At 74.4% G+C, this 26,080-nt stretch carries 23 protein-coding genes and 2 pseudogenes; 18 read left to right on the top strand and 7 right to left on the bottom strand.

Annotation, left to right across the window (positions count from 1 at the left end):
• Nucleotides 1-3: 3 nt before the first annotated feature.
• The gene (locus tag HCJ94_RS24445; protein ID WP_168003391.1) at nucleotides 4-858 is read left to right on the top strand and encodes a LysR family transcriptional regulator; all 855 of its coding nucleotides are present in this window, start codon (nucleotides 4-6) and stop codon (nucleotides 856-858) included.
• A 37-nt stretch (nucleotides 859-895) separates the two neighbouring features.
• Here HCJ94_RS24445 and HCJ94_RS24440 read toward each other — a convergent pair whose 3' ends face one another.
• Nucleotides 896-1,666, bottom strand: a complete 771-nt coding sequence (locus tag HCJ94_RS24440; protein ID WP_168003390.1) for an HAD family hydrolase — start codon at nucleotides 1,664-1,666, stop codon at nucleotides 896-898.
• Nucleotides 1,667-1,754: 88 nt separating this feature from the next.
• Between HCJ94_RS24440 and HCJ94_RS24435 the strand changes: the two genes are divergently transcribed.
• Complete coding sequence (locus tag HCJ94_RS24435) at nucleotides 1,755-4,544, top strand: DEAD/DEAH box helicase (RefSeq protein WP_168003389.1); 2,790 nt, start codon at nucleotides 1,755-1,757, stop codon at nucleotides 4,542-4,544.
• Between the two features lie 165 nt (nucleotides 4,545-4,709).
• Entirely contained in the window at nucleotides 4,710-5,600 is an 891-nt protein-coding gene (locus HCJ94_RS24430) for an MHYT domain-containing protein (RefSeq protein WP_168003388.1), read from the top strand.
• Between the two features lie 109 nt (nucleotides 5,601-5,709).
• Here the strand turns inward: HCJ94_RS24430 and HCJ94_RS24425 are convergent, their stop codons facing one another.
• A complete protein-coding gene (locus tag HCJ94_RS24425) occupies nucleotides 5,710-6,624 on the bottom strand; it encodes a 5'-3' exonuclease (RefSeq protein ID WP_168003387.1) in 915 nt (304 codons plus the stop codon).
• A gap of 58 nt (nucleotides 6,625-6,682) precedes the next feature.
• Nucleotides 6,683-6,898 (bottom strand): hypothetical protein, encoded by a 216-nt coding sequence (locus HCJ94_RS24420; RefSeq protein WP_168003386.1) that lies wholly within the window; start codon nucleotides 6,896-6,898, stop codon nucleotides 6,683-6,685.
• 151 nt (nucleotides 6,899-7,049) lie between these two features.
• On the opposite strand from HCJ94_RS24420, the gene HCJ94_RS24415 reads away from it, so the two are divergent.
• From HCJ94_RS24415 to HCJ94_RS24400, 4 genes are all read left to right on the top strand, one after another.
• Nucleotides 7,050-7,433 carry a VOC family protein gene (locus tag HCJ94_RS24415; RefSeq protein WP_309227412.1) on the top strand — a complete coding sequence of 128 codons (384 nt, stop codon included), beginning with the start codon at nucleotides 7,050-7,052 and terminating at the stop codon, nucleotides 7,431-7,433.
• A 175-nt stretch (nucleotides 7,434-7,608) separates the two neighbouring features.
• Nucleotides 7,609-8,724 carry a M24 family metallopeptidase gene (locus tag HCJ94_RS24410; RefSeq protein WP_168003385.1) on the top strand — a complete coding sequence of 372 codons (1,116 nt, stop codon included), beginning with the start codon at nucleotides 7,609-7,611 and terminating at the stop codon, nucleotides 8,722-8,724.
• Nucleotides 8,721-9,863 carry an acyl-CoA dehydrogenase family protein gene (locus HCJ94_RS24405; protein ID WP_168003384.1) on the top strand — a complete coding sequence of 381 codons (1,143 nt, stop codon included), beginning with the start codon at nucleotides 8,721-8,723 and terminating at the stop codon, nucleotides 9,861-9,863. Before HCJ94_RS24410 ends, HCJ94_RS24405 begins: the two co-directional genes overlap by 4 nt.
• A gap of 86 nt (nucleotides 9,864-9,949) precedes the next feature.
• On the top strand, nucleotides 9,950-10,456 hold the full coding sequence (locus HCJ94_RS24400) for an Lrp/AsnC family transcriptional regulator (protein WP_168003383.1): 507 nt from the start codon (nucleotides 9,950-9,952) through the stop codon (nucleotides 10,454-10,456).
• Here the strand turns inward: HCJ94_RS24400 and HCJ94_RS24395 are convergent.
• Complete coding sequence (locus HCJ94_RS24395; RefSeq protein WP_168003382.1) at nucleotides 10,386-10,997, bottom strand: histidine phosphatase family protein; 612 nt, start codon at nucleotides 10,995-10,997, stop codon at nucleotides 10,386-10,388. The genes HCJ94_RS24400 and HCJ94_RS24395 overlap by 71 nt on opposite strands.
• A 171-nt stretch (nucleotides 10,998-11,168) precedes the next feature.
• Here HCJ94_RS24395 and HCJ94_RS24390 point away from each other — a divergent pair, with 171 nt between their 5' ends.
• Both HCJ94_RS24390 and HCJ94_RS24385 read left to right on the top strand, forming a co-directional pair.
• A complete protein-coding gene (locus HCJ94_RS24390; RefSeq protein ID WP_168003381.1) occupies nucleotides 11,169-11,363 on the top strand; it encodes a CsbD family protein in 195 nt (64 codons plus the stop codon).
• A gap of 100 nt (nucleotides 11,364-11,463) precedes the next feature.
• Entirely contained in the window at nucleotides 11,464-11,796 is a 333-nt protein-coding gene (locus HCJ94_RS24385; protein WP_168003380.1) for a YnfA family protein, read from the top strand.
• On the opposite strand, the gene HCJ94_RS24380 is transcribed toward HCJ94_RS24385, so the two are convergent.
• Both HCJ94_RS24380 and HCJ94_RS24375 read right to left on the bottom strand, forming a co-directional pair.
• On the bottom strand, nucleotides 11,774-12,934 hold the full coding sequence (locus HCJ94_RS24380) for a low temperature requirement protein A (protein WP_168003379.1): 1,161 nt from the start codon (nucleotides 12,932-12,934) through the stop codon (nucleotides 11,774-11,776). The two genes, HCJ94_RS24385 and HCJ94_RS24380, sit on opposite strands and share 23 nt — an antisense overlap.
• Nucleotides 12,935-13,035: 101 nt before the next feature.
• A complete protein-coding gene (locus tag HCJ94_RS24375; RefSeq protein WP_168003378.1) occupies nucleotides 13,036-14,442 on the bottom strand; it encodes a KamA family radical SAM protein in 1,407 nt (468 codons plus the stop codon).
• 144 nt (nucleotides 14,443-14,586) lie between these two features.
• On the opposite strand from HCJ94_RS24375, the gene kdd reads away from it, so the two are divergent.
• The 6 genes from kdd to HCJ94_RS24345 are packed head-to-tail and all read left to right on the top strand — an operon-like array spanning nucleotide 14,587 to nucleotide 21,312.
• Nucleotides 14,587-15,648: an L-erythro-3,5-diaminohexanoate dehydrogenase gene (kdd, locus tag HCJ94_RS24370; RefSeq protein ID WP_168003377.1), complete on the top strand. Its 1,062-nt coding sequence runs from the start codon at nucleotides 14,587-14,589 to the stop codon at nucleotides 15,646-15,648.
• A 5-nt stretch (nucleotides 15,649-15,653) separates the two neighbouring features.
• Entirely contained in the window at nucleotides 15,654-17,219 is a 1,566-nt protein-coding gene (locus HCJ94_RS24365; RefSeq protein WP_168003376.1) for an amidohydrolase, read from the top strand.
• 49 nt (nucleotides 17,220-17,268) lie between these two features.
• Nucleotides 17,269-18,828, top strand: coding sequence for a lysine 5,6-aminomutase subunit alpha (gene kamD, locus HCJ94_RS24360; RefSeq protein ID WP_168003375.1), 1,560 nt, complete (start codon nucleotides 17,269-17,271; stop codon nucleotides 18,826-18,828).
• A complete protein-coding gene (kamE, locus tag HCJ94_RS24355; protein ID WP_168003374.1) occupies nucleotides 18,825-19,586 on the top strand; it encodes a lysine 5,6-aminomutase subunit beta in 762 nt (253 codons plus the stop codon). The genes kamD and kamE overlap by 4 nt, the downstream gene beginning before the upstream one ends.
• On the top strand, nucleotides 19,583-19,975 hold the full coding sequence (kal, locus tag HCJ94_RS24350) for a 3-aminobutyryl-CoA ammonia lyase (protein WP_168003373.1): 393 nt from the start codon (nucleotides 19,583-19,585) through the stop codon (nucleotides 19,973-19,975). Before kamE ends, kal begins: the two co-directional genes overlap by 4 nt.
• A complete protein-coding gene (locus HCJ94_RS24345; RefSeq protein ID WP_168003372.1) occupies nucleotides 19,972-21,312 on the top strand; it encodes a glutamate mutase L in 1,341 nt (446 codons plus the stop codon). The genes kal and HCJ94_RS24345 overlap by 4 nt, the downstream gene beginning before the upstream one ends.
• A 92-nt stretch (nucleotides 21,313-21,404) precedes the next feature.
• Here the strand turns inward: HCJ94_RS24345 and HCJ94_RS24340 are convergent, their stop codons facing one another.
• A complete protein-coding gene (locus HCJ94_RS24340; protein WP_205801841.1) occupies nucleotides 21,405-22,223 on the bottom strand; it encodes an RNA-guided endonuclease InsQ/TnpB family protein in 819 nt (272 codons plus the stop codon).
• Between the two features lie 371 nt (nucleotides 22,224-22,594).
• Between HCJ94_RS24340 and tnpA the strand changes: the two are divergent.
• From tnpA to HCJ94_RS24325, 3 genes and pseudogenes are all read left to right on the top strand, one after another.
• Nucleotides 22,595-23,082 (top strand): annotated as a pseudogene (gene tnpA, locus HCJ94_RS24335) (IS200/IS605 family transposase).
• Nucleotides 23,083-23,585: 503 nt separating this feature from the next.
• Nucleotides 23,586-25,225, top strand: a pseudogene (gene lnt, locus HCJ94_RS24330) (apolipoprotein N-acyltransferase).
• A gap of 70 nt (nucleotides 25,226-25,295) precedes the next feature.
• On the top strand, nucleotides 25,296-26,080 hold a 785-nt coding region (locus HCJ94_RS24325), incomplete at its 3' end, for a polyprenol monophosphomannose synthase (RefSeq protein ID WP_168003371.1).

The following is a 26,080-nucleotide window of genomic DNA, read 5'->3' as shown; positions in this document are numbered from 1 at the left end:
GTTATGACCGTGGAGCTGCGCCACCTGCGGGCCCTCCTCGCCATCGCCGAGGAGGGCAGCATCACCCGCGCGGCGGTCCGGCTCCGGCTCACCCAGCCCGCGCTGTCCCGTACGCTGCGCCAGCTCGAAACCCATCTCGGCGTACGCCTGGTCGACCGCTCCACCCACCACCTGGAGCTCACGGCCGTGGGCCGGGCGTACCGCGACCGCGCCGCCGCCGCGGTGGCGGCGGTCGACGACGTGCTCGACCCGCTCCACGTCGGCGGCCGGCCGATCCGGCTCGGGCACGCCTGGTCGGCGCTGGGCGAGCACACCGTCGCGCTGCTGCGGCGGTGGCGGCAGGAGCACCCGGAGACACCGCTGGAGCTGCTGCGCATCGACGAGCGCAGCGCCGGGCTGGCCCAGGGCCGGGTCGACGTGGCCGTCCTGCGGCAGCCGGTCGACCTGGCCGGGGTGCGGGCGCACCGGCTGCTCTCCGAACCGCGCCTCGCCACCGTGCCCGCGGACAGCCCGTTGGCCGGGCGGGCCAGCCTGACCCTGGCCGACCTGGTGGACCAGCCGATCGCCGTGAACGTCGAGACCGGCACCACGACGCTGGACCTGTGGCCCGCCGGTCACGCTCCCAGCACGGTGGTCCAGGTCGCCAACACCGACGACTGGCTGGCCGCGATCAGCGCCGGCCGCGCCGTGGGGGTGACCACCTCGGCGACCGCCGCCACGTACCCCAGCCCGGCGGTGGCCTACCTGCCGTTGACGGACGCCCCGGAGGTGACCGTCCTGCTGGCCTGGCGCGAGCCGCCCGGTCACCCGGCCGTCGCCGACCTGGTGGCGCTGGCCCGGGAGACCGTGGGCGGGTGACCGCCGCCCGGGCCGCGCCGCGACGTCGGCGCAGGCGTCAGCCGGGTCCGGCCAGGTCCAGCACCGCGCCGAGGCCGTTGCGGCGGCCGGCGTCGGCGGCCGGGAGCACCAGCACGGCGCAGCCGGCGGCCACCGCCCCCGCGTCGGCCGGCGTGTCACCGACCATCAGGGCGCGCTCCGGGTCGACGCCCAGCATGCCGCACGCGCGCAGGAAGATCCCCGGGTCGGGCTTGCACCGGCCCACCTCGTACGACAGGGCGAACGCGTCCACGAGGTCGGTGAGCCCCCAGGCGTCGAACAGCGGCCGGATGTCGAACCCGATGTTGCTGACCACGCCCACCCGCACTCCGGCGGCGCGCAGCGCGGTCAGGGTGGGAGCGGTGTCCGGATACGGCACCCAGCCCTCCGGCACCAGCAGCCGCTCGTAGAGCGCCTCGGCGAGCCCGTCGATCCCCGCGTCGACCGTCTCCGCGAGACCGGTGTACGCGCCACGGTGGGCGTGCGGGTACAGGTCCCGGTCGGCCCACAGCTCGGCCAGCGCGGGCGGCACCCGGGCCGGCAGGGGGCCGCCGGCCCGCCCGGCGGTGAGCAGCCGGTCGGCCAGCGCGGTCGCCCGGACCCGGTCCAGCGTCACCCCGCACGCCGACGCCGCCGCGGTCACCCAGTCGCGGGCCTCCTCCACCTGGGCGAGGGTGCCGTGGAAGTCGAAGAGCACGCCGTCCACGGGCCGGCGGGACGCGCCGCGGCCGGCGGCGTCGTCGCCGCTGCCCGGGGCGGGTGTCTGGGCGGGTTCGGTACGGTCCGGCACGCCGTGCACCCTACCGATCGCCCGGAACGGCCCCGGAGCGGACGGCCTTGTCGGGTGTCCGGGGACGGCACGCACTAATCTTGGTCACATGTCGAGCCCCGCCGAGCGGTACGCCGCGGCGCGCCGCCGGGCCGCGCAGGCCTCCCAGTTCCCCGCGCTGGACGAGTTCGCCCTCGACCTGGGATTCGACCTCGACGACTTCCAACGGGAGGCGTGCCAGGCGCTGGAGCGCGGCAGCGGCGTGCTGGTGTGCGCGCCCACCGGCGCCGGCAAGACCGTGGTGGGCGAGTTCGCCGTCCACCTGGCGCTGCGGGGCGGGGTGCCGGCCGGCGCGGAGGGCGCGCCCGGCGAACGCCGCAAGTGCTTCTACACCACGCCGATCAAGGCGCTGTCGAACCAGAAGTACCACGACCTGGTCGACCGCTACGGCGCCGACCAGGTCGGGCTGCTCACCGGCGACAACGCCATCAACGGCGACGCCCCCGTGGTGGTGATGACCACCGAGGTCCTGCGCAACATGCTCTACGCCGGTTCGGCCACCCTCGAGGGCCTGGCGTACGTGGTGATGGACGAGGTGCACTACCTCGCCGACCGGTTCCGTGGCGGCGTGTGGGAAGAGGTGATCATCCACCTGCCCGCCTCGGTCACCCTGGTCTCGCTGTCGGCGACGGTCTCCAACGCCGAGGAGTTCGCCGACTGGCTGGTGACCGTACGCGGTGAGACGGCGGTCGTGGTCAGCGAGCACCGGCCGGTGCCGCTGTGGCAGCACATGCTGGTCGGCAAGCGGATGTTCGACCTGTTCCACGACGCCGACGCCGCCCGCAAGCACGACGTGCACCCGGAGCTGCTGCGCTACACCCGGGACACGATGCGCCGGCTCGAACTGGGCGAGGGTCGCAGCGCCGGGCCCGGCGGCGGTCGGCGCGGGCCACGCTGGCGCGGGCCGATGCGCCCGGACATCGTCGACCGGCTCGACCGGGAGGGGCTGCTGCCGGCGATCCTGTTCATCTTCAGCCGGGCCGGCTGCGACGCGGCCGTGCAGCAGTGCCTCGCCGCCGGGCTGCGGCTCACCAACCCGGAGGAGCGGGCGGAGATCCGGCGGGTGGTCGAGAGCCGGGTCACCGCGATCCCCGGCGAGGACCTGTCGGTGCTCGGGTACTGGGAGTGGCTCGACGGTCTGGAGCGGGGCCTCGCGGCGCACCACGCCGGCATGCTGCCCGCGTTCAAGGAGGTCGTCGAGGAGCTGTTCGTCCGTGGCCTGGTGAAGGCGGTGTTCGCCACCGAGACGCTCGCGCTGGGCATCAACATGCCGGCCCGGTGCGTGGTCCTGGAGCGCCTGGTGAAGTACAACGGCGAGGCGCACGTCGACCTGACGCCGGGGGAGTACACGCAGCTCACCGGCCGGGCCGGCCGGCGCGGCATCGACGTGGAGGGGCACGCCGTCGTGGTGTGGTCCCCGGAGACCGACCCCCGGCACGTGGCCGGCCTGGCGTCGACCCGCACGTACCCGCTGCGGTCCAGCTTCCGACCGTCGTACAACATGGCGGTCAACCTGGTCGGGACGGTCGGCGCGGAGCCGGCGCGGGCGCTGCTCGAGTCGAGCTTCGCGCAGTTCCAGGCGGACCGGTCGGTGGTCGGCCTGGCGCGGCAGGTGCAGCGCAACACCGAGACCATCGAGGCGTACGGCGCGGAGGCGGCCTGCCACCACGGCGACTTCGACGAGTACTTCGCGCTGCGCGTGGCGATCGCCGACCGGGAGCGCGCCCTCGCACGGCAGGGGCAGAGCCAGCGCAAGGCGGCGGCGGTCGCGTCGCTGGAGCGGCTGCGGGTCGGCGACGTGATCCGGGTGCCGTCCGGCCGGCGGGCCGGCCTCGCGGTGGTGCTGGACCCGGCGACCGGCGGCTTCGGCGAGCCGCGCCCGCTGGTGCTCACGCAGGACCGGTGGGCCGGACGGGTCAGCCCCGGCGACTTCACCACCCCCGCCGAGGTGCTCGCCCGGATCCGCGTCCCGAAGCACTTCAACCACCGCTCACCGGCCGCCCGGCGGGACCTGGCGGCCGAGGTCAGCGGCACCGGGCTGGACCGGCACGCCGGCCGCCGGGGCGGCCGGTCCCGGCAGGCCACGGGGGAGGATGACAGCCTCAGCCAGCTCCGCACCGAGCTGCGCCGGCACCCCTGCCACGCCTGCCCGGACCGGGAGGAGCACGCCCGCTGGGCGGAGCGCCGCCGGCGGCTCGAGAAGGACACCGAGGAGCTGCGGCAGCGGGTGGCCGGCCGCACCGGCTCCCTCGCCCGGACCTTCGACCGGATCGTCGCGCTGCTCACCGCGCGCGGGTACCTCGCGCCGGACGGGACGGTCACCGACGCGGGCCGGATGCTGGGCCGGATCTGGACGGAGGCCGACCTGCTGGTCGCGGAGTGCCTGCGCCGGGGTGTCTGGGACGGGCTCAGCCCGGCCGAGCTGGCGGCGGCGGTGTCGGTGGTGGTCTTCGAGGCCCGCCGCGACGTCGACGAGCGGGCGTCGCTGCCCCGGGGCGCCGTGGCCGAGGCGGTCGACGTGACGCTCAAGCTGTGGAGCGAGATCGAGGCCGACGAGGCGGCCCGGGGCCTGGCCGTCACGCGGGAACCCGACCTCGGCTTTGCCTGGCCGATCTACCGGTGGGCGCGGGGCGAGGCCCTGGCGAAGGTGCTGGCCAGCGGGCACGAGATCGACGGGGAGATGCCGGCCGGCGACTTCGTCCGCTGGGCCCGGCAGGTGGTGGACCTGCTCGGCCAGCTCGCCGACTCCGGGGGCGCCTCGGCCGATCTGCGGTCCACCGCCCGGCAGGCCATCGCCGCCGTCAACCGGGGCGTGCTGGCCTACCACGCCGCCGCCTGACGCTCACCGGCAGTAGTTGCCAGTCTGCAATCGACGCATCACTCGGTCACCGCGGCGGCACCCCATGAAGTATCACTTTGTCGATGTTGCGGCTGGTGGAGCGGTCCCAGATCATGGCGGAGGCGCGATGTTACGCGCCGGTATCCTGTCTGGGGGGACTGCCGCGTGGCGGAGATCAATCACTTCGAGTACGGGTGGATCACACCCGCGTTGAGTTACGCGCTGTCCGTGCTGGGCTCGTTCCTCGGCCTCATCTGTGCCGGGCGGATCCGGACGGCGGCCACCGGGGGCCAGCGGGCCTGGTGGGGCATCCTGGCCGCCTTCGCCATCGGCGGCACGGCGATCTGGACCATGCACTTCATGGCGATGCTCGGCTTCGCGGTCGACGGCACCCGGATCCGGTACGACGTGCCGATCACCGCGGCGAGCGCCGGCATCGCCGTGGTGGCGGTCGGTATCGGCCTGGCCATCGCCGGCACCGGCCGGGTGTCCGCGCCGCGGATCCTCGCCGGTGGCCTGTTCACCGGCGCCGGTGTCGCGGTGATGCACTACGCCGGCATGGCGGCGATGCGGCTCAACGGCCGGCTCGGCTACGACCAGCCCCGCGTGGTGGCCTCGGCCGTCATCGCGGTCGTCGCGGCGACCGTCGCACTGTGGCTCGCCGTGACGGTACGTCGCGCGCTGGCGATCACCGCCTCCGCCCTGGTCATGGGCGTCGCGGTGAACGGCATGCACTTCACCGGGATGAGCGCCCTCTCGGTGCACCTGCACGACACCGAGCGGGAGGTCGCCGGGGCCGAGGTGGGCACGTTGCTGGTGCCGATCGTCCTGGCCGTGGTCTTCGGGGTGGTCGGCCTGGTGTACGCGCTGCTCGCCGCCCCGACCGACGAGGACCGGGCGGCGACCGCGTACCTGGACGCCCGGCGCGGGACCGGGGCGGCACCGGTGCCGGCGGGGCCGGCGGCGACGCCCGACCCGGTCGGTCTGCGGGCACGCTCCACCCTGGCCCGGCCGGGCACCCCGTTCCCGTCCCGCCGGGACCGCGCACCGCGCTGACCGCACGGCCGGCGTCGCTGGCCGGCTGGCGCACCGGTGGACCGGCGGGAGGCGCACCGGCGGGGGCGGGCGGCGGAGGGCGCACCGGCTCCCCGGGGGGCCGGGCCGGTCAGCCGGTGCGGGTGGCCAGGGCGTCGACCAGCCGGCGGGCGGAACCGGCCAGGTTCCACCGCGCGGCGAGGTCCAGCAGCCGCTCCGGATCGGCCGGCGCGGTCGGCAGGTCGGTGGGCAGGTCGGGCAGCGGCACGTCGAGCGCCACCCGGACCACCTTCGGGGCGACGGCCAGGTAGTCCCGGGCGGCGGCGAGATTGGCCCGCAGCCCGGGCGCGAAGCCGGAGCCGGAATCGTCCAGGGCGGCGAGGATGCCGTCGATGTCGCCGTACCGGTCGACGAGGCGGGCGGCGGTCTTCTCACCGACGCCCGGCACGCCGGGCAGCCCGTCGCTGGGGTCGCCGCGCAGGGCGGCGAAGTCGGCGTACCGGGCCGCGGGCACCCCGTAGCGGGAGCGCACGGCCGTGTCGTCGCAGTCCTCCAGTTTGGCCACGCCCCGCCCGACGTAGAGCAGGCGCACGCCCCGGGCGTCGTCGACGAGCTGGAACAGGTCCCGGTCACCGGAGACCACCTCGACCGGCCCGGGCTGGGTGACGGACAGCGTGCCGAGCACGTCGTCGGCCTCGTACCCGGCGGCGCCGACGGTGGTGATGCCCAGGGCGTCGAGCACGTCGAGGATGACCGGCACCTGTGGGGTGAGCGTGTCGGGCACCACCTCGCCGCCCTCCGGCGCGACCCGGTGCGCCTTGTACGACGGCAGCAGCGCCACCCGCCAGTCGGGCCGCCAGTCGTGGTCCATCGCGCAGACCATCCGCCCCGGCCGCCGGGTGCGGATGAGGGACGCCAGCATGTCCAGGAAGCCGCGGACGGCGTTGACCGGCTGGCCGTCGGCGGTGGTGGCGGACTCGGGAATGCCGAAGTACGCCCGGAAGTAGAGGCTGGGCGCGTCGACGAGCATGATCGGGGCTGTCACGCCCGACAGCGTGGCACACCGCACCGACGTCCGGGCGGACGCCCGCGTCGGTGGCGGGTCAGCTCCGGTCCCGGTAGAGGGTTCCCCGCCGGGCCACGTACTGCACCCCGTAGCTGGCCAGCAGCAGCAGGAGGGCCACCACCACCTCGACCCAGGCGGCGACGCCGTCGGCGATGGTGAGCCCGATGACGAGCAGCACCAGACCGGCGAGGGCGAGGACACCGGACCAGAGCAGCCACCGACGGCGCGTCTCGGCGCGGTCGCTGGCTGCCACGGTCGTCGTCCCTTCGTCCGGTCAGGGCCTGTCCCGAGGCTATCGGCGCGCCGGTGCCGGCGTGCCGGAACGCGCCAAGGCCGCCGCGCCCGGCCGGCCACCGCCGCCGGCGGGACTGCGGCAGGCGTTCCGGACGGGCAGAATCGGCCGGGTGAGCACGCCGCGTCCCCTCCTGCGACTGACCACGGTCAACCTGGACACTCCCGACCCGGCGGCGCTCGCCCGGTTCTACGCCGGGCTGCTCGGTTGGGAGATCGCCGTCGAGGAGGCGGACGACGTGATCCTCCGTGCCCCCGACGGTGGGGTGGGCCTCTCCTTCCAGCGGGAGCGCCGGTACGTGCGGCCGACCTGGCCGGCCGAGGCGGGCCGGCAGCAGATGATGGCCCACCTGGAGATCGGGGTCGACGACCTGGCGGCGGCGCAGGCCCACGCGGTCGCCTGCGGCGCGACCGTCGCGCCGTTTCAGCCGCAGGACGACGTCCGGGTCTGCCTGGACCCGGACGGCCACCCGTTCTGCCTGTGGCTGATGTCGTGACTCCCCGCTCCGGGGCGTCGGGCCACGTGACCGCGCGCCCGGAACCTGGCCGACGCCCTGCCGCCTGAGCCTGCGACGCGCGGGACCGTGCCGCTCCGCCACGGCGGCCGGGCCGCGTGCGGCGACGCGCCCGGGCGCGCCGGAGGGTGAGCCGAACGAGCGTTAAGCTGAGCGGGTGGGAACCGACGAGCTGTACCCGCCGGCCCGGCTGGCCGCCGCGCAGCGCGCCACCGCCGCTGCCGGCCTGGACGCGCTGCTGCTCAGCCCCGGGTCGGACCTGCGGTACCTGACCGGCTACGACGCGCACGCCGGTGAGCGGCTGACCCTGCTGGTGCTGCCCGCCGAGGGCGAGCCGACGCTCGTCGTGCCCACCCTGGAACGGCCCGCCGCCGAGGCGTCCCCGGCGCAGGCCACCGGCGTCCGCATCGTCGACCACGCCGACGGCACCGACCCGTACCCCCTCGTCACCGCCGCCCTCGGCGGGCCGGTCGCGGCGGTCGGCCTGGCCGACCGGATGTGGGCGGAGCAGGTCCTGGCGCTGCGCGCCGCGCTGCCGGGCGCGAGCCAGCGGCTCGCCTCCGAGGTGCTCCGCGAACTGCGCATCCGCAAGTCCCCGGCCGAGGTGGCGGCCCTCGCCGAGGCCGGCGCCGCGATCGACGCGGTGCACGAGCGGATGGGGGAGTGGCTGCGGCCGGGCCGTACCGAGAGCGAGGTCGCCGCCGACATCGCCGCGGCGATCCGGGCCGCCGGGCACGTCGCCGTCGACTTCGTCATCGTCGCCGCCGGCCCGAACGGCGCGAGCCCGCACCACGGCACCTCGGACCGGCCGATCGGCGCCGGCGAGCCGGTGGTGGTGGACATCGGCGGCACGATGCCGTCGGGGTACCGCTCCGACTGCACCCGCACCTACGTCGCCGGCCGGCCCGCCCCGGCGGAGTTCACCGAGTACTACGCGGTGCTGCACGCCGCCCAGCGCGCCGCCGTCGCCGCGGTGCGCCCCGGCGTCAGCGCGGAGGCGGTCGACGCCGCCGCCCGCGACCTGATCGCCGACGCCGGCCACGGCGACGCGTTCCTGCACCGCACCGGTCACGGCATCGGGCTGGACGGCCACGAGGAGCCGTACGTGGTGACCGGCAACGGGCGGGCGCTGGAGCCGGGCATGGCGTTCTCGATCGAACCCGGGATCTACCTCGCCGGGCGGCACGGCGCCCGCATCGAGGACATCGTCGTCTGCACGACGGACGGCGTACGACGGCTCAACACCACCCCCACGGAGCTCACCGCGCTATGACTGTCGACCGGATCCTCCCCACCGACGAGGCCCACGACCTGCTGGACCTCGCCACCGAACTCGCCGACCGGGAACTCGCCCCCAGGGCCGCCGGCTTCGAGGAGCGCGCCGAGTTCCCCCGGGAGGTGCTGCGCACGCTGGGCCGGGCCGGCCTGCTCGGCCTGCCCTACCCGGAGGAGTACGGCGGGGCTGCCCAGCCGTACGAGGTGTACCTCCAGGTGCTCGAGATCCTGGCCAGCCGGTGGCTCGCGGTCGCCGAGGCGGTCAGCGTGCACACGCTGTCCTGCTACCCCCTCGCGCAGTACGGCAGCGACGAGCAGCGCAAGCTGCTGCCCGACATGATCGGCGGGGAGCTGCTGGGCGCGTACTGCCTGTCGGAGCCGCAGGGCGGGTCGGACGCCGCCGCCCTGACCACGAAGGCCGTACGCGACGGCGACGCCTACGTCGTCACCGGCACCAAGGCGTGGATCACGCACGCCCGGGTGGCCGACTTCTACAACATCTTCTGCCGCACCGGCGGGCCCGGGCCGAAGGGCATCTCCTGCCTGCTCGCCGACCGGGCCACGCCGGGCATCCATCCGCAGGCCGCGGAGCGGACGATGGGCCTGCACGCCTCGCCGGTGGCGCAGATCGCCTTCGACGGCGCGCGGGTGCCGGCCGACCGGCTGCTCGGCGGGGAGGGTGCGGGCTTCACCATCGCCATGTCCGCGCTGGACTCGGGCCGGCTCGGCATCGCGGCGTGCGCGGTCGGTCTCGCCCAGGCGGCGCTGGACTACGCGGTCGGGTACGCGAAGGAGCGGCAGCAGTTCGGCCGGGCCATCATCGACTTCCAGGGGCTGGGCTTCACGCTCGCCGACCACGCCACCCAGATCTCGGCCGCGCGGGCGCTGATGCTGGCCGCGGCGCGGCTGCGCGACGCCGGCCGGCCGTACTCGATCGAGGCGGCCAAGGCGAAGCTGTTCGCCACGGACGTGGCGATGCGGGTGACCACCGACGCGGTGCAGGTGCTCGGGGGTGCCGGCTACGTCAGCGACCACCCGGTCGAGCGGTACATGCGCGAGGCGAAGGTGCTCCAGATCGTGGAGGGTACCAACCAGATCCAGCGCCTGGTGATCTCCCGGGCGCTGGCGAAGGGCTGACGGTACGCGACGGGGCGGCCCGCCTGGCGTGACGGCCGGCGGGCCCGTCGTCGCACCGGCGGGTTTTTCCCGGTAGGTTGCTTGCCGTGGAGGAGATCGACCGTGCCATCGTCGCCGCGCTGACCGCCGACGGCCGGCTGTCGTACACCGATCTGGCGGACAAGGTGGGCCTGTCGGTGTCCGCCGTGCACCAGCGGGTCCGCCGGTTGGAGCAGCGCGGTGTGATCAAGGGGTACGCGGCGCGCGTCTCCTTCGAGGCCCTGGACCTGCCGTTGACGGCGTTCGTGGCGATCCGCCCGTTCGACCCGTCGCAGCCGGACGACGCGCCGGAGCGGCTGGCCCACCTGCCGGAGATCGACTCCTGCTACTCGGTGGCGGGGGAGGACTTCTACCTGCTGCTGGTGCGGGTGGCCGGCCCGACGGACCTGGAGCGGGTGCTCCAGGAGATCCGCACGTCGGCGAACGTGACGACCCGTACGACGGTGGTGTTGTCCACGCCGTACGAGAACCGGCCGCCGAAGATCAGTGGCGAGCCGCCGTCTCGGCCGCGGGCGCGGGTGCCGGGGGAGGCGGCTGATTCCACCGCAGGATGACCTGCCGGCCGTGCTCGTGGCCGAGGACGCTGACGGTGGCGGTGTCGAGCCGCAGCCGGCCGCCGGCGACGGGCGGCAGGCCGATCCACCGGGCGCCGGTGACGCGCAGGCTGTGCGCGTGGCCCACCAGCGCGACCGGGCCGTGTTCGAGCAGGGGGGTGGCCCGCGCGAGCACCCGGTCCAGCCGGGCGGCCACCTGATCGGGTGACTCGCCGCCGGGGGCGCCGTCGGTCCAGATCGACCAGTCCGGACGGTCCTCGCGGATCTCGACGGTCGTGCGGCCCTCGTACTCCCCGTAGTGCCATTCGGTGAGGTCCTCGTCGACCCGGGCATCGGTGAGACCGGCGAGCTGGGCGGTGCGCAGGGCCCGGGTGCGGGGGCTGGTGAACACCGCGGCGAACCGCCGGCCGGCGAGGAGTTCGCCGAGCGCGCGGGCCTGCCGCTCGCCGTCGGCGGTCAGCTCCAGATCGGTGTACGAGGTGTGCCGATGGCTGGCGCTCCAGGTGGTCTCGCCGTGCCGGATGAGGAGGATCTCGCTCATTCGCCCAGTCAACCACCCGTTCCGGCCGGTCCGCACCGCGACGCCGACCGTCATCAGACTATCTTCCTAGGACGCCTTACGCGACGTGCGGCCAACCACGGCGACACCGCATGTCACCGGCGACGAGGGGAACCCGTCAGGGAAGGCCGGACTCGATCGAGGGGAGCGGAGATGGGCTTCGCCGACAAGGCCAGGAACAGGGTCGACCAGATGACCGGCGCCGCGAAGGAACGCATCGGCGACGCGACGCACAACGAGCGGATGCGGTCCGAGGGCGCCACGCAGCAGGACGCCGCGCGGGCCCGGCAGGCGGGCGAGCACGCCAAGCAGGCCGGCCGCGACATCAAGAACGCGGCCACCCGCTGACGCGTGCCACGACGGGCCCCGGGGCGTCGCCTCGGGGCCCGTCGTCGTGTCCGAGGTACGCCAGGTGCCGGCTCACCGTCGGGCGGTAGGGTCGCTGTCCGTGACCGTGGCGCGTTCCCTGGTGTTGTTCGTGCTGGCCGCGTTGGCCGAGATCGGTGGCGCGTGGCTGGTGTGGCAGGGCTGGCGGGAGCACCGCGGCCTGTGGTGGGTGGCGGCGGGGGTGCTGGCGCTGGGCGCGTACGGCTTCGTGGCGACGTTCCAGCCGGACCCGCACTTCGGGCGGATCCTGGCCGCGTACGGGGGCGTGTTCGTCGCCGGCTCGCTGGCGTGGGGCGTGCTGGTGGACGGCTTCCGTCCGGACCGGTGGGACCTGGCGGGCGCCGCGATCTGCCTCGTGGGTGTCGCGGTGATCATGTACGCGCCACGCGGCTGACCGGCGTGGTGGGGCGGTACCCGTCGATCCGCAGCATCACGACCATCAGCGCGATGACGACGGCCAGGTGCAGGGCGGAGTTGACGACCGCGCCGACCGGGGTGGTGGCCAGGACCAGCACGGCGGTGGCGAGGCGGCTGCCGGTCCGCCCGACGCCGAGGGTGTGGCGGACGTCGGCGATGGCGGCGAGGAACAGGGCCACGCCGGCGGTGAGAGCGAGCGCGGCGGGCCAGCCGGCGGGGGTGTCGGGGTGGGCGACCACGGCGTGCAGGCCGGTGGCGGTGGCGATGATGCCGAGCAGCAGCACGAAGTGGGTGAGGATGTAGGCGCGGGCGGACATGCGGCTTCGGGCTGCGTCGTCGGCGCGGTCGAGGGCCGCTTCGCTGGCTGCGGTGTCGGTGAAGTAGGTCCACCAGAGCGCGGCGGGGAGGGCGAGGGCCATCACGACGGCGCCGGCGACGCCGGGGTCGAGATGGTCCAGTGGGGCACCCATGCCGATGGCGACGACGGTCTCACCGAGGGCCACGATGACGAGCAGCCCGTGTCGTTCGACGAAGTGGGCGGGGCGGATGTGGAAGCTCGCGGCACTGCCGAGCCAGGAGTGGCCGGGCAGCAGGTAGGGCAGGACGGTCTGGGTGAAGATGGCGGCGACCCACAGGATCGGCACGATCGGCCCGGTGAGCAGGCCGGCGGCGAGGATGAGCGCGGCGCCGCCGAGGTTGTAGGGGGCGAATCGGCGGACGGCGGGCCGGGCGGTGCTGCGGCTGAACAGGCCGACGTGGACGCTGACCACGATCAGGTAGCCGACGCCGAAGAGCAGGCCGCTGCCGGTGAAGGCGTCAGGGATGGCGATGGCGGTGAGCAGGAAGCCGGCCATGCCGCCGAAGAGGAGGAGTTTGCGGGCGGGGCGGCGGGGTGGGACGTGGTTGGTGAGCCAGACGTAGCCGCTGTAGAGGTACCAGAGCAGGCCGAGGATCAGGACGGTCTGGCCGAGGCCGGCCCAGTTGAGGTCGTGTTCGAGCAGGTTGGCGAGTTGGGTGACGGTGAGGACGAAGACGACGTCGAAGAAGATCTCGATGGGGCTGGCCCGCTCGGCGACGTCGGTGTCGGCGTTCTGGTCGCGCGGCTCGCGGGGCATGGCGTGACGGTAGCCGTTGGTGGCGGCGGGGCGAGGGCGGACATGACGATCACCCCCGGGTCGCGCGGGGGCGACGCCGGGGGTGACGGGATGCGGGCGGGTCAGTCGTCGCGGTGGGCGTTCCACCAGGCCTGGCCGGCCTCGGGCAGGGTGTCGATCGGGTCGTAGTAGGCGTACCGCTTGTTGAGGGCCTCCAGGTCGGCGGACTCGATGGAGGTGCGGTAGTTCTTGGTCCAGTACGAGATGCCGCGGTCGCGGTCGTACTCGGTGAGCATGTGGACCCAGCGCTTTCCGACGAAGGGGACGTCGCAGACGATGCGCGGGGTGGCGTAGCCGGGCAGGTAGCCCATGATGTCGTGCTGGAGTTGCTGGGCGTGCCACACCGGGACCCGCCAGTGTTCGGCGTTGGGGATCATGTCGCACATGTAGAAGTAGTACGGCAGGATGCCGGCCTCACCCTGGAGGGCGAAGCAGAGGTCGAGCAGGTCGGGGGCGGTGGCGTTGACGCCGCGCATGAGCACGCCCTGGTTGCGGACGTCGCGGACGCCGACGTCGAGGGCGGTCTGGGCGGCCTTGGCGACCAGCGGGGTGAGCGACTGGGCGTGGTTGACGTGGGTGTGGATGGCGAGGTTGACGCCGCGTCGGGCGGCGGTGCGGGCGACCCGCTCCAGGCCTTCGACGACGTCGGGCTGGAGCCAGTGCTGGGGGAGGCCCATGAGGGCCTTGGTGGCGAGGCGGATGTCGCGGACGGTCTCGATGTCGAGGAGCCGCATCAGGTAGGACTCGAGGTTGCGCCAGGGCACGTTGGCGACGTCGCCGCCGGAGACGACGACGTCGCGGACGCCGGGGTGGGCCTTGAGGTAGGCGATGTGGGCGTCGTAGCGGTCGACGGGCTTGAGGGTGAGTTTGAGCTTGTCGACGGCGGGGGTGGAGTTGCCGACGAGGTCCATGCGGGTGCAGTGGCCGCAGTACTGCGGGCAGGTGGAGAGCAGTTCGGCGAGGACCTTGGTGGGGTAGCGGTGGGTGAGGCCTTCGGCGACCCACATGTCGTGCTCGTGGAGGCTGTCGCGGCTGGCGTAGGGGTGTGAGGGCCAGTCGGTGCGCCGGTCGGAGGCGACGGGGATCATGTAGCGCCGGATGGGGTCGGCGTAGAGGGCCTCGGTGGTCATGGGCGCGAACGGGACCATGGTGTTGAGCATCTGCGGCGGCACCAGCATGGACATGGTGGCCAGGGCCTTCTGGTCGGCCTCGAGGTCGGCGTAGAAGGTCTCGTCGACGAGGTCGCCGAGGACGGCGCGGAGCTGCTTGATGTTCTTGACGCAGTTGACGCGCTGCCACTGGGCGCTTTCCCACTGGTCGCGGGTGACGTGGCGCCAGCCGGGGAAGCGGGTCCAGTCGGGTTCGACGAGGGGGGCGCGGCGGTATTCGTACGGCTGGCCGGCGGTGGGGGTGGGTGCCGGCGCGTGCTGGGGCGCGGGGATGGCCTCCACCGGGTGGGTCTGGGTCACGGCCCCTCCTCGTGGGTGTGGTGCGGACGATCAGTGGTCCCGTACGCTACTGGAAAATATCCGGTCAACAAACTAGTCTGCCGGAAGTTTTCCCGCTACGCGAGCCCTGGCCGGGGCTTCGAGCGGCCGGACAGGGAGGTCGGCGTGACGTCACCGGTGGGTCTGCACCGCGTTCTGGAGCCGGCGGGGGTGCTGCCGCAGGCGGCGTGGCGGCTGGACGCGAGTCCGGAAATCGCGCCGAACGAGGTGCGGATCCGGGTGGAGCGGCTGAACCTGGACGCGGCGAGCTTCCGGCAGTTGTCGGAGAAGCACGGCGGGGACGGGGAGAAGGTCCGTGCCGAGGTGCTGGAGATCGTGTCGACCCGGGGGAAGATGCAGAACCCGGTGACCGGTTCGGGCGGCATGCTCATCGGCACGGTGGAGGAGGTGGGCCGGCGGTCGCCGCTGGGCCTCACGGTGGGGGACCGGGTGGCGACGCTGGTGTCGCTCACCCTGACGCCGCTGCGGATCCTGGACGGGCTGGCCCGGTGGGACGGGCGCAGCGAGCAGGTGCCGTGCGACGGGTACGCGATCCTGTTCGCCCGGTCGATCGCGGCGGTGCTGCCGTCCGACCTGCACCCGGAGCTGTCCCTGGCCGTGCTGGACGTGTGCGGGGCGCCGGCGCTGACCGCGCGCGTCGTGGAGGGCTACGTGGCCGGCCGGGCGCGCGAGGGGGATGCCCGGCCGGTCAGCGTGGCGGTGATCGGCGGGGCCGGTAAGAGCGGGTCGCTGTCGCTCGCGGCGGCGCGGCGGGCGGGCGCCGGGCGTACGGTCGGGGTGGTTCCGGTGGACGCGGAGCGGGACGCGCTTGCGGCGGCCGGGCTGGCGGACGCGGTGGCGTTGGCCGACGCCCGGGATCCGGTGGCGCTGTCGACGGCGGTGACGTCGGCGCTGGAGGCGCCGGCGGACGTGACCGTGGTGTGTGTGGACGTGCCGGGTTGCGAGCACGGGGCGGTCCTGGCGACGGCCGACGGCGGCACGGTGGTGTTCTTCTCGATGGCGACGAGCTTCGCGGCGGCGGCGCTGGGCGCGGAGGGTCTGGCGGCGGACGTGACGATGCTGGTGGGCAACGGGTACGTGCCGGGTCACGCCGAGTTCGCGCTGGATCTGCTGCGTGCCGAGCCGGGGGTGCGCCGGCTGTTCGAGGCGCGGTTGGCGGCAGACTGAGTGCCATGACGAACCCCTCGACTCTGTACCGCGGCGGTGTGCTGCACTGCCCCGCCGACCCGAGCGCGACGGCCCTGCTGGTGTCCGGTGGCCGGATCTCCTGGCTGGGGTCGGACGCGGACGCGCCGTCCGCCGACCGGGTGGTGGACCTGGCCGGGGCGTTGGTGACGCCGGCGTTCGTGGACGCGCACGTGCACGCCACGGACACGGGGTTGGCGTTGTCGGGGCTGGACGTGTCCGGGGTGCGGTCGGCGGCGGAGCTGCTGGACGCGGTGGCCGGGTTCGCGGAGGGTCTGCCGGCGGACGCGGTGGTGCTGGGGCACGGCTGGGACGAGTCGAGCTGGGCGGTGCCGCGGCCGCCGGACGCCGACGAGGTGGGCCGGGCGGCCGGGGGGCGGCGGGTGTACCTGTCGCAGGCGTCGATCCACTCGGCGCTGGTGTCGCGGGCGCTGCTGGCGGCGTGCCCGGAGGTGGTGGCCGCGGCGGGGTACGACGCGTCGGGGTGGCTGCGGCGGGACGCGCACCACGTGGTGCGGGCGGCGGCGTTCGGGTCGGTGACGCGGGCGCAGCGGGTCGCGGCGCAGCGGGCGGCGCTGGCGCACGCGGCGTCGCTGGGCATCGCGGCGGTGCACGAGTGCGGGGGCCCGGAGATCTCCGACGAGGAGGACTTCACCGGCCTGCTGGCGATCTCCGGTGCGGGTGTGCCGGAGGTGTACGGGTACTGGGGTGAGCTGGGTGGCGCGGCGCGGGCCCGGGAGCTGGGCGCGGTCGGCGCCGGTGGGGACCTGTTCGCGGACGGGGCGTTGGGGGCGCGGACGGCGTACGTGTCGGAGGCGTACCGGGACGGGGACGGGTGCGGGCACGGGTACCTGACGGCCGGGCAGGTGCGTGACCACCTGCTGGACTGCGCGGCGCACGGTCTGCAGGGCGGGTTCCACGCGATCGGGGACGCGGCGATCTCGACGGTGCTGGACGGGTTCGCGGCGGCGGCGGAGAAGCTCGGCACGGACCGGGTGCGGGCGGCGCGGCACCGGGTGGAGCACGCGGAGATCATGAGTAAGCGGCTGATCGCCGGGTTCGTGGAGTACGGGATCGTCGCGTCGATGCAGCCGGCGTTCGACCGGTTGTGGGGCGGGGCGGGCCGCATGTACGAGTCGCGGCTGGGTCTTGCCCGGTCGCTGGAGTCGAACCCGATGGGGGCGATGCACTCGGTGGGGGTGGCGCTCGCGTTCGGGTCGGATTCGCCGGTGACGCCGCTGGACCCGTGGGGGTCGGTGCGGGCGGCGGCGGCGCACCACAACCCGGCGCAGCGGATGAGTGTGCGGGCGGCGTTCGCCGCGCACACCCGCGGCGGGTGGCGGGCGGTGCACCTGGACGCCGAGGGGGTCCTCGCGTTGGGTGCGCCGGCGACGTTCGCGGTGTGGGACACCCCGGCCGGGGTGGAGCGGGGGCTGCCGGTGTTGCAGTCCGACGACCCGGAGGCGCGGGGTCCGGAGGACCCGACGCCGCTGCCGGTGTGCCGGCGCACGGTGCTGCGCGGTGAGGTGATCTATGAGGAAGGGTCGTCGTGAGTGAGGGAACCACCCGTCGTGCCGGCGCCGAGCGGAGCGAGGTGACGGCGTGACGGCCAAGCTTGATCTGGATCCGGCGCTGGTGGCGCGGGCGCGGGCGCTCGCCGCCCGCGCCGGTGCGCCGGTGGTGGAGTTGGCGCGCAGCCACACGACGGTGTCGGTGGAGCGGGCGGTGCTGCGGCTGGCCGGGGTGACCGGCGCGGACCCGGACGGCATCCCGTGGGTGAACCGCCTGGTGGACGCGGTGGTGGCCGACGTGGGTCTGGGGCACGGGGTGGCGGTGCCGGTGTTCGACGCCCTGGCCCGGGAGCAGATCGCCGACGTGACGCTGCTGGCGCAGAAGGCCGCCGCCGGGTCGGTGCGGTTCACGGTGCCGACCGGGAAGGCGGCCACCGCCGCGCGCCGTGCGGCCCGGCGGGCGGTCGCGGCGGGGGTCCGGCGGATCGACCGGCGGCGGGCCGAGCGGGACCGCCTGGTGAAGCGGTACGGGGATCCGGCGCAGCGGCCGTGGATCTACCTGATCGTGGCTACCGGGGACATCTACGAGGACATCCCGCAGGCGCAGGCCGCCGCGCGGGCCGGGGCGGACGTGATCGCGGTGATCCGGTCCACCGGGCAGTCGCTGCTGGACTACGTGCCGGAGGGCGCGACCCGGGAGGGGTTCGCCGGCACGTACGCCACGCAGGAGAACTTCCGGTTGATGCGGGCGGCGCTGGACGAGTCGTCGCGGGAGCTGGGCCGGTACGTGCGGCTGACGAACTACGCGTCGGGGCTGTGCATGCCGGAGATGGCGACCCTGGCCGGCCTGGAACGCCTCGACATGATGCTCAACGACTCGATGTACGGGATCCTGTTCCGCGACATCAACCCGATCCGCACGTTCGTCGACCAGCGGTTCTCCCGGCAGGTGCACGCCCGGGCGGGGATCATCATCAACACCGGTGAGGACAACTACCTGACCACCGCGGACGCGGTGGACGAGGCGCACACGGTGACGGTGTCGCAGCTGCTCAACGAGTACTTCGCGCACGAGGCGGGCCTGGCGGACTGGCAGCTGGGGCTGGGGCACGCGTTCGAGATCAACCCGGACCTGCCGGAGTCGTTCCGGCTGGAGTTGGCGCACGCGCTGCTGGCGCGGGAGCTGTTCCCGGACGCGCCGCTGAAGTGGATGCCGCCGACGAAGCACATGACCGGCGACGTGTTCCGCGGCAACCTGCTCGACGGGTTCTTCAACCTGGTCGGCACCATGACCGGGCAGGGCATCCTGCTGGTCGGCATGATGACCGAGGCGGTGGTGACGCCGTGGCTGTCCGACCGGGACATCGCCCTGCAGAACGTGCGTTACGTGCTGGGCGCGGCGGGCGGGCTGCACGAGGACTTCGTGCCGGCGCCGGGCGGGTTCATCCAGCAGCGCGCCCACCGGGTGCTCGGAGAGGCCGTGGAGCTGCTGGAACGCATCGGTGAGCAGTCGCTGCTCACCGCCATCGCCGAGGGCACGTTCGGGATCATGAAGCGGCCCGCCGACCGGGGCAAGGGCCTCGACGGGGTCGCCCGGCACGAGGTCGACTACTACAACCCGGCCACCGAGATCCTGGAGGCGGCGGCGTGAGCGCGGCTGCGGAGAAGAAGATCGTCCGGCCGTACGGGGACACCACCGGCGACGGCATGGTGCAGGTGTCGTTCACGCTGCCGGTGCCGCACGACAAGCGGGCCGAGGGCGCGGCGATCCAGCTCGCCGGGAAGATGGGCATCGACCCGGCGATGCTGGTGCACGCGAAGCAGATGGGCGACGGGTTCACCTTCTTCGTCGTGTACGGGCGGGTGAACCACCTGGTGGACGTGTCCGCGGTGCAGGTGGTGGAGCGGGACTACCCGCTGCTGTCCGCCAAGGAGGTCAACGCCGTCGTCAAGGGGAAGCTGCGGCGCAAGCTGTCCGTGGTGGGGGCGTGCATCGGCACCGACGCGCACACCGTCGGCATCGACGCGATCCTCAACGTCAAGGGCATCGCGGGGGAGAAGGGCCTGGAGTACTACCGGGAGCTGAAGGTCACCAACCTGGGCGCCCAGGTGAGCGTGCCGGAGCTGGTGGAGGCCGCCCGGGCCGAGCGGGCCGACGCGGTGCTCGTGTCGCAGGTGGTCACGCAACGCGACGCGCACCTGCACAACACGCGGGAGATGTCGGCGGCGTTCCGGGAGGCCATGCCGGCGGGCCGGCGGCCGCTGCTGATCGTCGGCGGGCCCCGTTTCGACGAGACGATGGCCGGCGAGCTGGGTGTCGACCGGATCTTCGGCCGGGGCACCACCCCCGGCGAGGTGGCGTCGTACCTGGTGCACGCGTTGATCGAGAACAAGAAGGTGAAGGCATGAGTGACCCGCGGCTCGGTGTGACGGTGACGCACCGGCGGTATGTGCCGTACTCCCACGCCCACTACGCGGGGAACCTGGTCGACGGGGCGTACGCGCTGGGCCTGTTCGGGGACGTCGCCACGGAGGTGTGCATCCGCACCGACGGCGACGAGGGGCTGTTCGCGTCCTACTCGGACGTGCAGTTCCGGGCGCCGATGAAGGCCGGGGACGTGCTGGAGGTGACCGCCACGGTGACGCGGGTGGGGACGCGCAGCCGCACCATCGACTTCGCGGCCCGGGTGGTGTGCCGGGGCCGCCCCGACAAGGGGGAGTCGGCCGCCGAGGTGTGCGACCCGCCGATCGTCGCGGTCACCGCGACCGGCACCGTGGTCGTACCGCCGGCGGCGTGAACGTCGCCGTCTGCGCCGACGTCGGCTCCACGTACACGAAGGTGGCGGTGATCGACCTCGACGGCGGCCGGCTGGTCGCGGCGGCGGCCGCCCCCACCACCGTGACCAGCGACGTGCTGCACGGCCTCGACGCGGCCGTCGCCGCGGCCACCGCCGGCCTGCCGTCCCGCGACGCGCCCTGGTACGTGTGCTCGTCGGCCGGTGGCGGGCTGCGGCTGGCGGTCATCGGGTACGAGCACCTCGTCACCGCGCAGGCGGGCCGGCGGGTCGGCCTGTCCGCCGGGGCGAACGTGGTGCACGTGGCGGCGGGGCGGCTCGGCGCCGCCGACCTGGCGGCGCTGCGGGCCGCCCGGCCCGACGTGGTGCTGCTCGTCGGCGGCACCGACGGCGGCGACGCGGACACGCTCACCCACAACGCGACCCGGCTGGCGAGGGCCCGCTGGCGGGTGCCGGTCGTGCTCGCCGGCAACGCCGACGTCCGTGACGACCTGCACGCGCTGCTCGCCGCCGCGAAGGTGCCGGTCACGGTCGCCGACAACGTGCTGCCCCGCATCGGGGTGCTCGCCCCCGCGTCGGCGCGGGCCGCGATCCGGGAGGTGTTCCTGCGGCACGTGATCGGCGGCAAGCGGCTGTCCCGCGGCCCCCGCTTCCCGCGGCTGGTGCGGGCCGCCACCCCCGACGCGGTGCTCACCGGGGTGGAGGTGCTCGCCGGAACCCTCGGCGGCGACCTGGCCGTCGTCGACGTCGGCGGCGCCACCACCGACGTGTACTCGGTGCTCACCCCCGACGAGCGGGAGACCGGCCCGGCGCGGGAGGTCGCCGGCAGCCTGTGGCGGGCCCGCACCGTCGAGGGTGACCTGGGGATGCGGTGGAGCGCCCCCGGGGTGGTGCGGGCGGCCGTGGAGGAACGTCTCCTCGACGCCGCCGACGCGGACACCCTCGCCGGCGCCGCGCACGCCCGGGCCGCCGACCCCGGCTTCCTGCCCGGCGACGCCGCCGAGCGGGCCGTCGACGCCCGGATCGCCGCCCTCGCCGCGACGGTGGCGGTACGCCGCCACGCGCGCGGCGCGGCCACCGGGGAACGCGCCGGCCGGGACCTGCGGGAGGTGAAGCTCCTCGTCGGGTCCGGCGGGGTGCTGCGGCACGCCCCCGCCGCCGCCGACGCCGTCCTCGCCGCGGTGCTCGCCGACCACGCCGGCGGGTGGCCGCTGCCCCGCGCCGCCCGCCCGGTCGTCGACGTCGACTACGTCCTCGCCGCCGCCGGGCTGCTCGCCGCCGACCACCCGGCCGCGGCCCGCGCTCTCGCGCTGCGGGTGCGAGGAGGGGCCCCCTGTTAACGCCTGGCGTCGTACAGGGGCCCCTGTTAACAAGGGCCGGCGGGTGTGAACCTCAGGTCAACTACCCGCGCATGAGTGGGCGGGTTTGCAGATCAGCCCCACTGCTGGGTGCAACGAGGTGCCGCGTATGGGCGGTTGACTGCGCCCCAGTCGTCCACACCGCGTTGGGCGATGTTGACGGCCGCATTCCGATCGGCGTGGGCAACGACCCCGCACGACCGGCAGACGAAGCTGGCCTGGTCGGGCCGGTTCCGCTTGTCCCGGTGGCCACACTGCGCACACGTCTGCGAGGTGTACGCCGGGTCGACCTGGACAACAGCGACACCGGCCCGGCGGGCCTTGTAGGTCAGGAAAGAGCCGAGCTGGGCGAACGCCCAGCCGTGCATTGCGGCCCGTTGGGGCTTGCGCAGCCGTACCCTCTGCCGGATCCCCGTCAACCGTTCGACGGCGACCCCGCGCGAGGTGCGTGCGGCCTCGGCCACGATGCTTTTCGAGATCACATGGTTGGTGTCGGTGGCATGCCGCGCTTCCTTGCGCTTGCGCCGGGCCAGTAGCCGCCGCGCGGACTTGGTGTCCTTGGCCTGCAGGCGGGCGCGCAGTCGCAGTTGGCGCCGCCGGTAGCGGTTCAGCTTCTCCCCGGCGTACACCCGTCCGTCGGAGTCGGTGGCGATGTTCACCACGCCGAGATCCACGCCAAGGAACCCCTGCGGGTCGACCGGATCAGCCTCGGCAACCTCGACGGTGGCGTACAGAAACCACATGCCGTCGCGGTGCACCAGGTCGGATTCCCCGACCGGCAACTCGGCCACGGCCTTGAGCTGGGCAGGCGAACCGGTGTAGGCGACACCCTTCAACCGTCCGTCGATCGTCCAGATCGACACGGTGCGCGCGTCGGACCGCCAGGACAGCATCCTGGCGTCGTACGGCTGCGCGGCGTCCCAGCGGAATCGGACCGGCGTCGCCTCGACCCCGCCGCCGGCGCTGCGACCCTGGCTTGCCATGGTTACCGGACTTGATGTTGGCGTGCATGGTGGTGTAGGCGTCGGCGACCTTCTTGATGACGTGCTGCGCGGCCTGCGCCCCGAGCCGGTAGTCGGTCTTGATGCCGTGGTAGGCGTGCCGGCGCAGGTCGTAGTTGCGGTAACAGCCGATGTCGCGGGCCAACTTGGCCACATCGGACGCCGCCTCGTTGCAGGCCCGCAGCGTCGCCGCCAGCGCGCACGCCTGCTCCGGCGTCGGCAGCAGCTTCACCTGCACAACCAGCTTCACCGCCCAATCGTACATTCGTTCTACGTGGCCTTGTTGGACGTCGGACCCGGACGTGCGCAGGGGGCGCAGCGTCGTCCACAACCTCCACGCCGGCTTGGTCTTCACCAACAAGTACCGGCGTGGCGCGCGCACTGATCCGATCCTCACCCGCTGCCAGCAGATCATGTCCAACGTGCGCGAAAGGCATCGGCGCGCACTGCGCGAGTTCAACGGCGAACACGACCACGTCCACCTGCTCGTGCACTACCCGCCAACCGTGGCACTGCCAAAGTTGGTCAACTCCCTTAAGGGCGTCTCAGCCCAGTATCTGCGGCAGGAGCTCTCATCCCACCTCAGTCGGTAACGGGCGGTCACCTGTGGTCGCCGTCGTACTTCGCCGGCCCATGCGGCGGCGCGCCACTGAACGTGATCAAGGAGTACATCGAAACCAGAAACGTCGAGGTCCGTGACGGCGTACCTCCCTTCCGCAAGCGGCCGGGTTCCCGCCTCATTCACTGCTGAACGCAACCCCACCATGACTCGCCGACGCGACACGCCGATGTGGCCGCCGCGACTCGTCGGGGGTGGGTTGACAGCGCCCCGGGGGGAGCACGTACCGTCTTTGAGTCCTACTACGGGAAGCGGCTGTTGTTCGCTTCGTCCCTTCGTCCGCTGGCCGAGCGACACGGTGCACTTCGTCGCGGCGGCCAGGTCCAGCGGGCGGGGGTCGGCGGGGCGGCGCGGACCGGCCGCGGTTACCGGTGTACGGGCAGGGTGAGGGGCACGGCCAGTAGACAACGGCCAGGCGGGGGCAGCCAGTCCAGCGTCGGGTCGGTCCGAAGGTCGGCGCGCCGCATCCTCGCCCCACCGGCCGGGAAGGGCCTGGGAGCATCGGGGCGCGGCGCGAGCCGCGCCCCGATTTCGTTTCTCCGGGCAACCGGTCGGTCCGGGCGGTCGCGGGACGTACGCGACACCCGCCGCCACGGACTCCGAGTGGATCACCACGGGCGGGTAGCCTTCGGCGCGTGATCGTGGTGAGGTGCCGGTGACGACCGTGGAGACGACGCAGGAGCAGGCCGCGCGGGCGCGTCCCGCCGTGGCGCCGCCCCGCCCGCTGCCGCTGCCGGTGGCCGTGGCGGCGGCGGTCGCCGGGGGCGCGGCGATGCTGGTCGCGTTCCCCCCGTACGGGCTGTGGCCGCTGGCGCCGCTCGGGGTGGCCCTGCTGGCCGCGGCGGCGCACCGGCGGCGGTTGCGCGCCGGCGCCGGCCTGGGGTTCCTGGCCGGGGTGGCGCTGTTCGCGCCGATGCTCAGCTGGACCAACCTGCACACCGGTTACCTGCCGTGGGTGCTGCTGTCGCTGCTGCAGGCCGGCTACCTGGCGCTGCTGGGCGCGGCCACCGCCTGGGTGTCCCCCCTCGCCGACCGCGCCCGGTGGGCGTGGCCGGCGCTGACCGGGCTGCTGTGGGTGGCGCAGGAGGCGCTGCGCGACCGCACCCCGTTCGGCGGGTTCCCGTGGGGCCGGCTGGCCTTCAGCCAGGACGGGTCACCGCTGCTGCGGCTGGCCGCGCTGGGCGGCGCGCCGCTGGTCACCGTCGCGGTGGCGCTGACCGGTGGGTGCCTCGTCGCCGCCGCCTGGTGGTGGCACGAGACGCGGCGACGCCCGGCCGGCGAGCGGCGGTGGGCTCCGGTCGCCACGGTGGCCGCCGCCGCGCTGGCCGTACCGGCCGGCGGGCTGCTCGTGCCGGTCGGCGCCGCCGGCGGCGGCGACACGGTGACCGTGGCGATCGTGCAGGGCAACGTGCCCCGGCTCGGGCTGGACTTCAACGCCCAGCGGCAGGCGGTGCTCGACAACCACGTCGACGCCACCGTCGACCTCGCCGCCCAGGTCACCTCCGGCGCCCGGCCCCGCCCCGACCTGGTGGTGTGGCCGGAGAACTCCAGCGACATCGACCCGCTGCGCGACGCCGCCGCGGGCGCCCGGATCCAGGCCGCCGCCGACGCGATCGACGCGCCGATCCTCGTCGGCGCGGTGCTGCGCGGCCCCGGCCCGGGACAGGTGCGCAACGCGGGGCTGCTGTGGCGGCCGGGCACCGGCCCGGACCTGGAGCAGCTGTACACGAAGCGGCACCCGGTGCCGTTCGCCGAGTACGTGCCCATGCGGGACCTCGCCCGCATGGTCAGCGAGCAGGTCGACCGGGTGCGGTCGGACTTCGTGCCCGGCACCACGCCCGGCGTGCTGCGTACCGGCCCCGCCGTGCTCGGTGACGTGATCTGCTTCGAGGTCGCCTACGACGAGGTGGTCCGTGACACCGTCACCGGCGGCGCGCAGCTGCTGGTGGTGCAGACCAACAACGCCACCTTCGACGTGGCCGAGGCGCGCCAGCAGCTGGCCATGGTGCGGCTGCGGGCCGTCGAGCACGGGCGGCCGGCGCTGATGGCCTCCACGGTCGGGGTGTCCGGGTTCGTCTCCCCGGACGGGCGGGTAAGCGACGCCACCGGGTTCAACACCCGCGCGGTCGTGGTGCGCGAGCTGCGCCTCGCGGACGGGCGCACGCCGGCCACCCGGGTCGGGCTGTGGCCGGAGGTGGCGCTGACCGCCCTGGCGGTGGCGGCCCTCGCGGCCGCCGGGGTCCGGCGCCGGCGGGAGCGCACCGCGGGCGACTGACGCCCCGGCCGACCGGCGCCCCCGGCCGCGGCGGGGCGGCAGCCGGTAGCCGGTGGAGGGGGATGCGACGGTGGGCGACGAGACCGGTCACCCCGGGGTGGGACGGGTGCTCGTGGTGATCCCGACCTACGACGAGGCCGACAACCTGCCGCGGATCGTGCGGCGGGTACGTCGGGCGGTCCCGGCGGTGGACGTCCTCGTCGCCGACGACGACAGCCCCGACGGCACCGGGGCGGTCGCCGACGCCCTCGCCGGCACCGACCCGCGGGTGCACGTCCTGCACCGGCAGGGCAAGCGGGGCCTCGGCGCGGCGTACCTGGCGGGTTTCGCGTGGGCCCGCGAGCGCGGCTACGACGCCGTGGTGGAGATGGACGCCGACGGCTCCCACGCCCCGGAGGACCTGCCGGCGCTGCTGGCCGCGGCCCGCGACGCCGACGTGGTGATCGGGTCCCGGTGGACCCGCGGGGCGCGGGTGCTCAACTGGCCGCTGCGGCGGCTGCTGCTGTCGCGCGGCGGCAACCTGTACGCGCGGCTGGCCCTCGGCGTGCCGGTGTCCGACGCCACCGGCGGATACCGCGTGTACCGGCTCAGCGCCCTGGACGCCATCGACCTGACGTCGGTGTCCTCGCAGGGGTACTCGTTCCAGGTGGAGCTGTCCCGCCTCGCCCACCGGGCCGGTGTGCGCATCGTGGAGGTGCCGATCACGTTCGCCGAGCGGGAACGCGGCACCAGCAAGATGAGCCCGCGGATCGTGGCGGAGGCGCTGTGGCGGATCACCGGGTGGGCGCTGGCCGACCGGCGGCAGGCCGTACGCCGGGGACTGCACGGCACCCCCACCGGCCAGGTGCGGTGGCC

It is taken from the genome of Micromonospora thermarum, from assembly GCF_012034245.1.
Classification (GTDB): Bacteria; Actinomycetota; Actinomycetes; order Mycobacteriales; family Micromonosporaceae; genus Micromonospora; species Micromonospora thermarum.
The sequence above is the reverse complement of the archived record's forward strand: the minus strand, read 5'-3'. Positions and strand labels throughout refer to the sequence as shown.

What these genes read in the sequence shown, in the direction of transcription:
- HCJ94_RS24340 (WP_205801841.1), bottom strand. Translation starts at nt 22,223, where the DNA reads ATGCTGTCCTGGCGGTCCGACGCGCGCACCGTGTCGATCTGGACGATC.
- HCJ94_RS24445 (WP_168003391.1), top strand. Translation starts at nt 4, where the DNA reads ATGACCGTGGAGCTGCGCCACCTGCGGGCCCTCCTCGCCATCGCCGAG.
- HCJ94_RS24405 (WP_168003384.1), top strand. Translation starts at nt 8,721, where the DNA reads ATGACTGTCGACCGGATCCTCCCCACCGACGAGGCCCACGACCTGCTG.
- HCJ94_RS24390 (WP_168003381.1), top strand. Translation starts at nt 11,169, where the DNA reads ATGGGCTTCGCCGACAAGGCCAGGAACAGGGTCGACCAGATGACCGGC.
- HCJ94_RS24380 (WP_168003379.1), bottom strand. Translation starts at nt 12,934, where the DNA reads ATGCCCCGCGAGCCGCGCGACCAGAACGCCGACACCGACGTCGCCGAG.
- HCJ94_RS24395 (WP_168003382.1), bottom strand. Translation starts at nt 10,997, where the DNA reads ATGAGCGAGATCCTCCTCATCCGGCACGGCGAGACCACCTGGAGCGCC.
- HCJ94_RS24435 (WP_168003389.1), top strand. Translation starts at nt 1,755, where the DNA reads ATGTCGAGCCCCGCCGAGCGGTACGCCGCGGCGCGCCGCCGGGCCGCG.
- HCJ94_RS24365 (WP_168003376.1), top strand. Translation starts at nt 15,654, where the DNA reads ATGACGAACCCCTCGACTCTGTACCGCGGCGGTGTGCTGCACTGCCCC.
- kal (WP_168003373.1), top strand. Translation starts at nt 19,583, where the DNA reads ATGAGTGACCCGCGGCTCGGTGTGACGGTGACGCACCGGCGGTATGTG.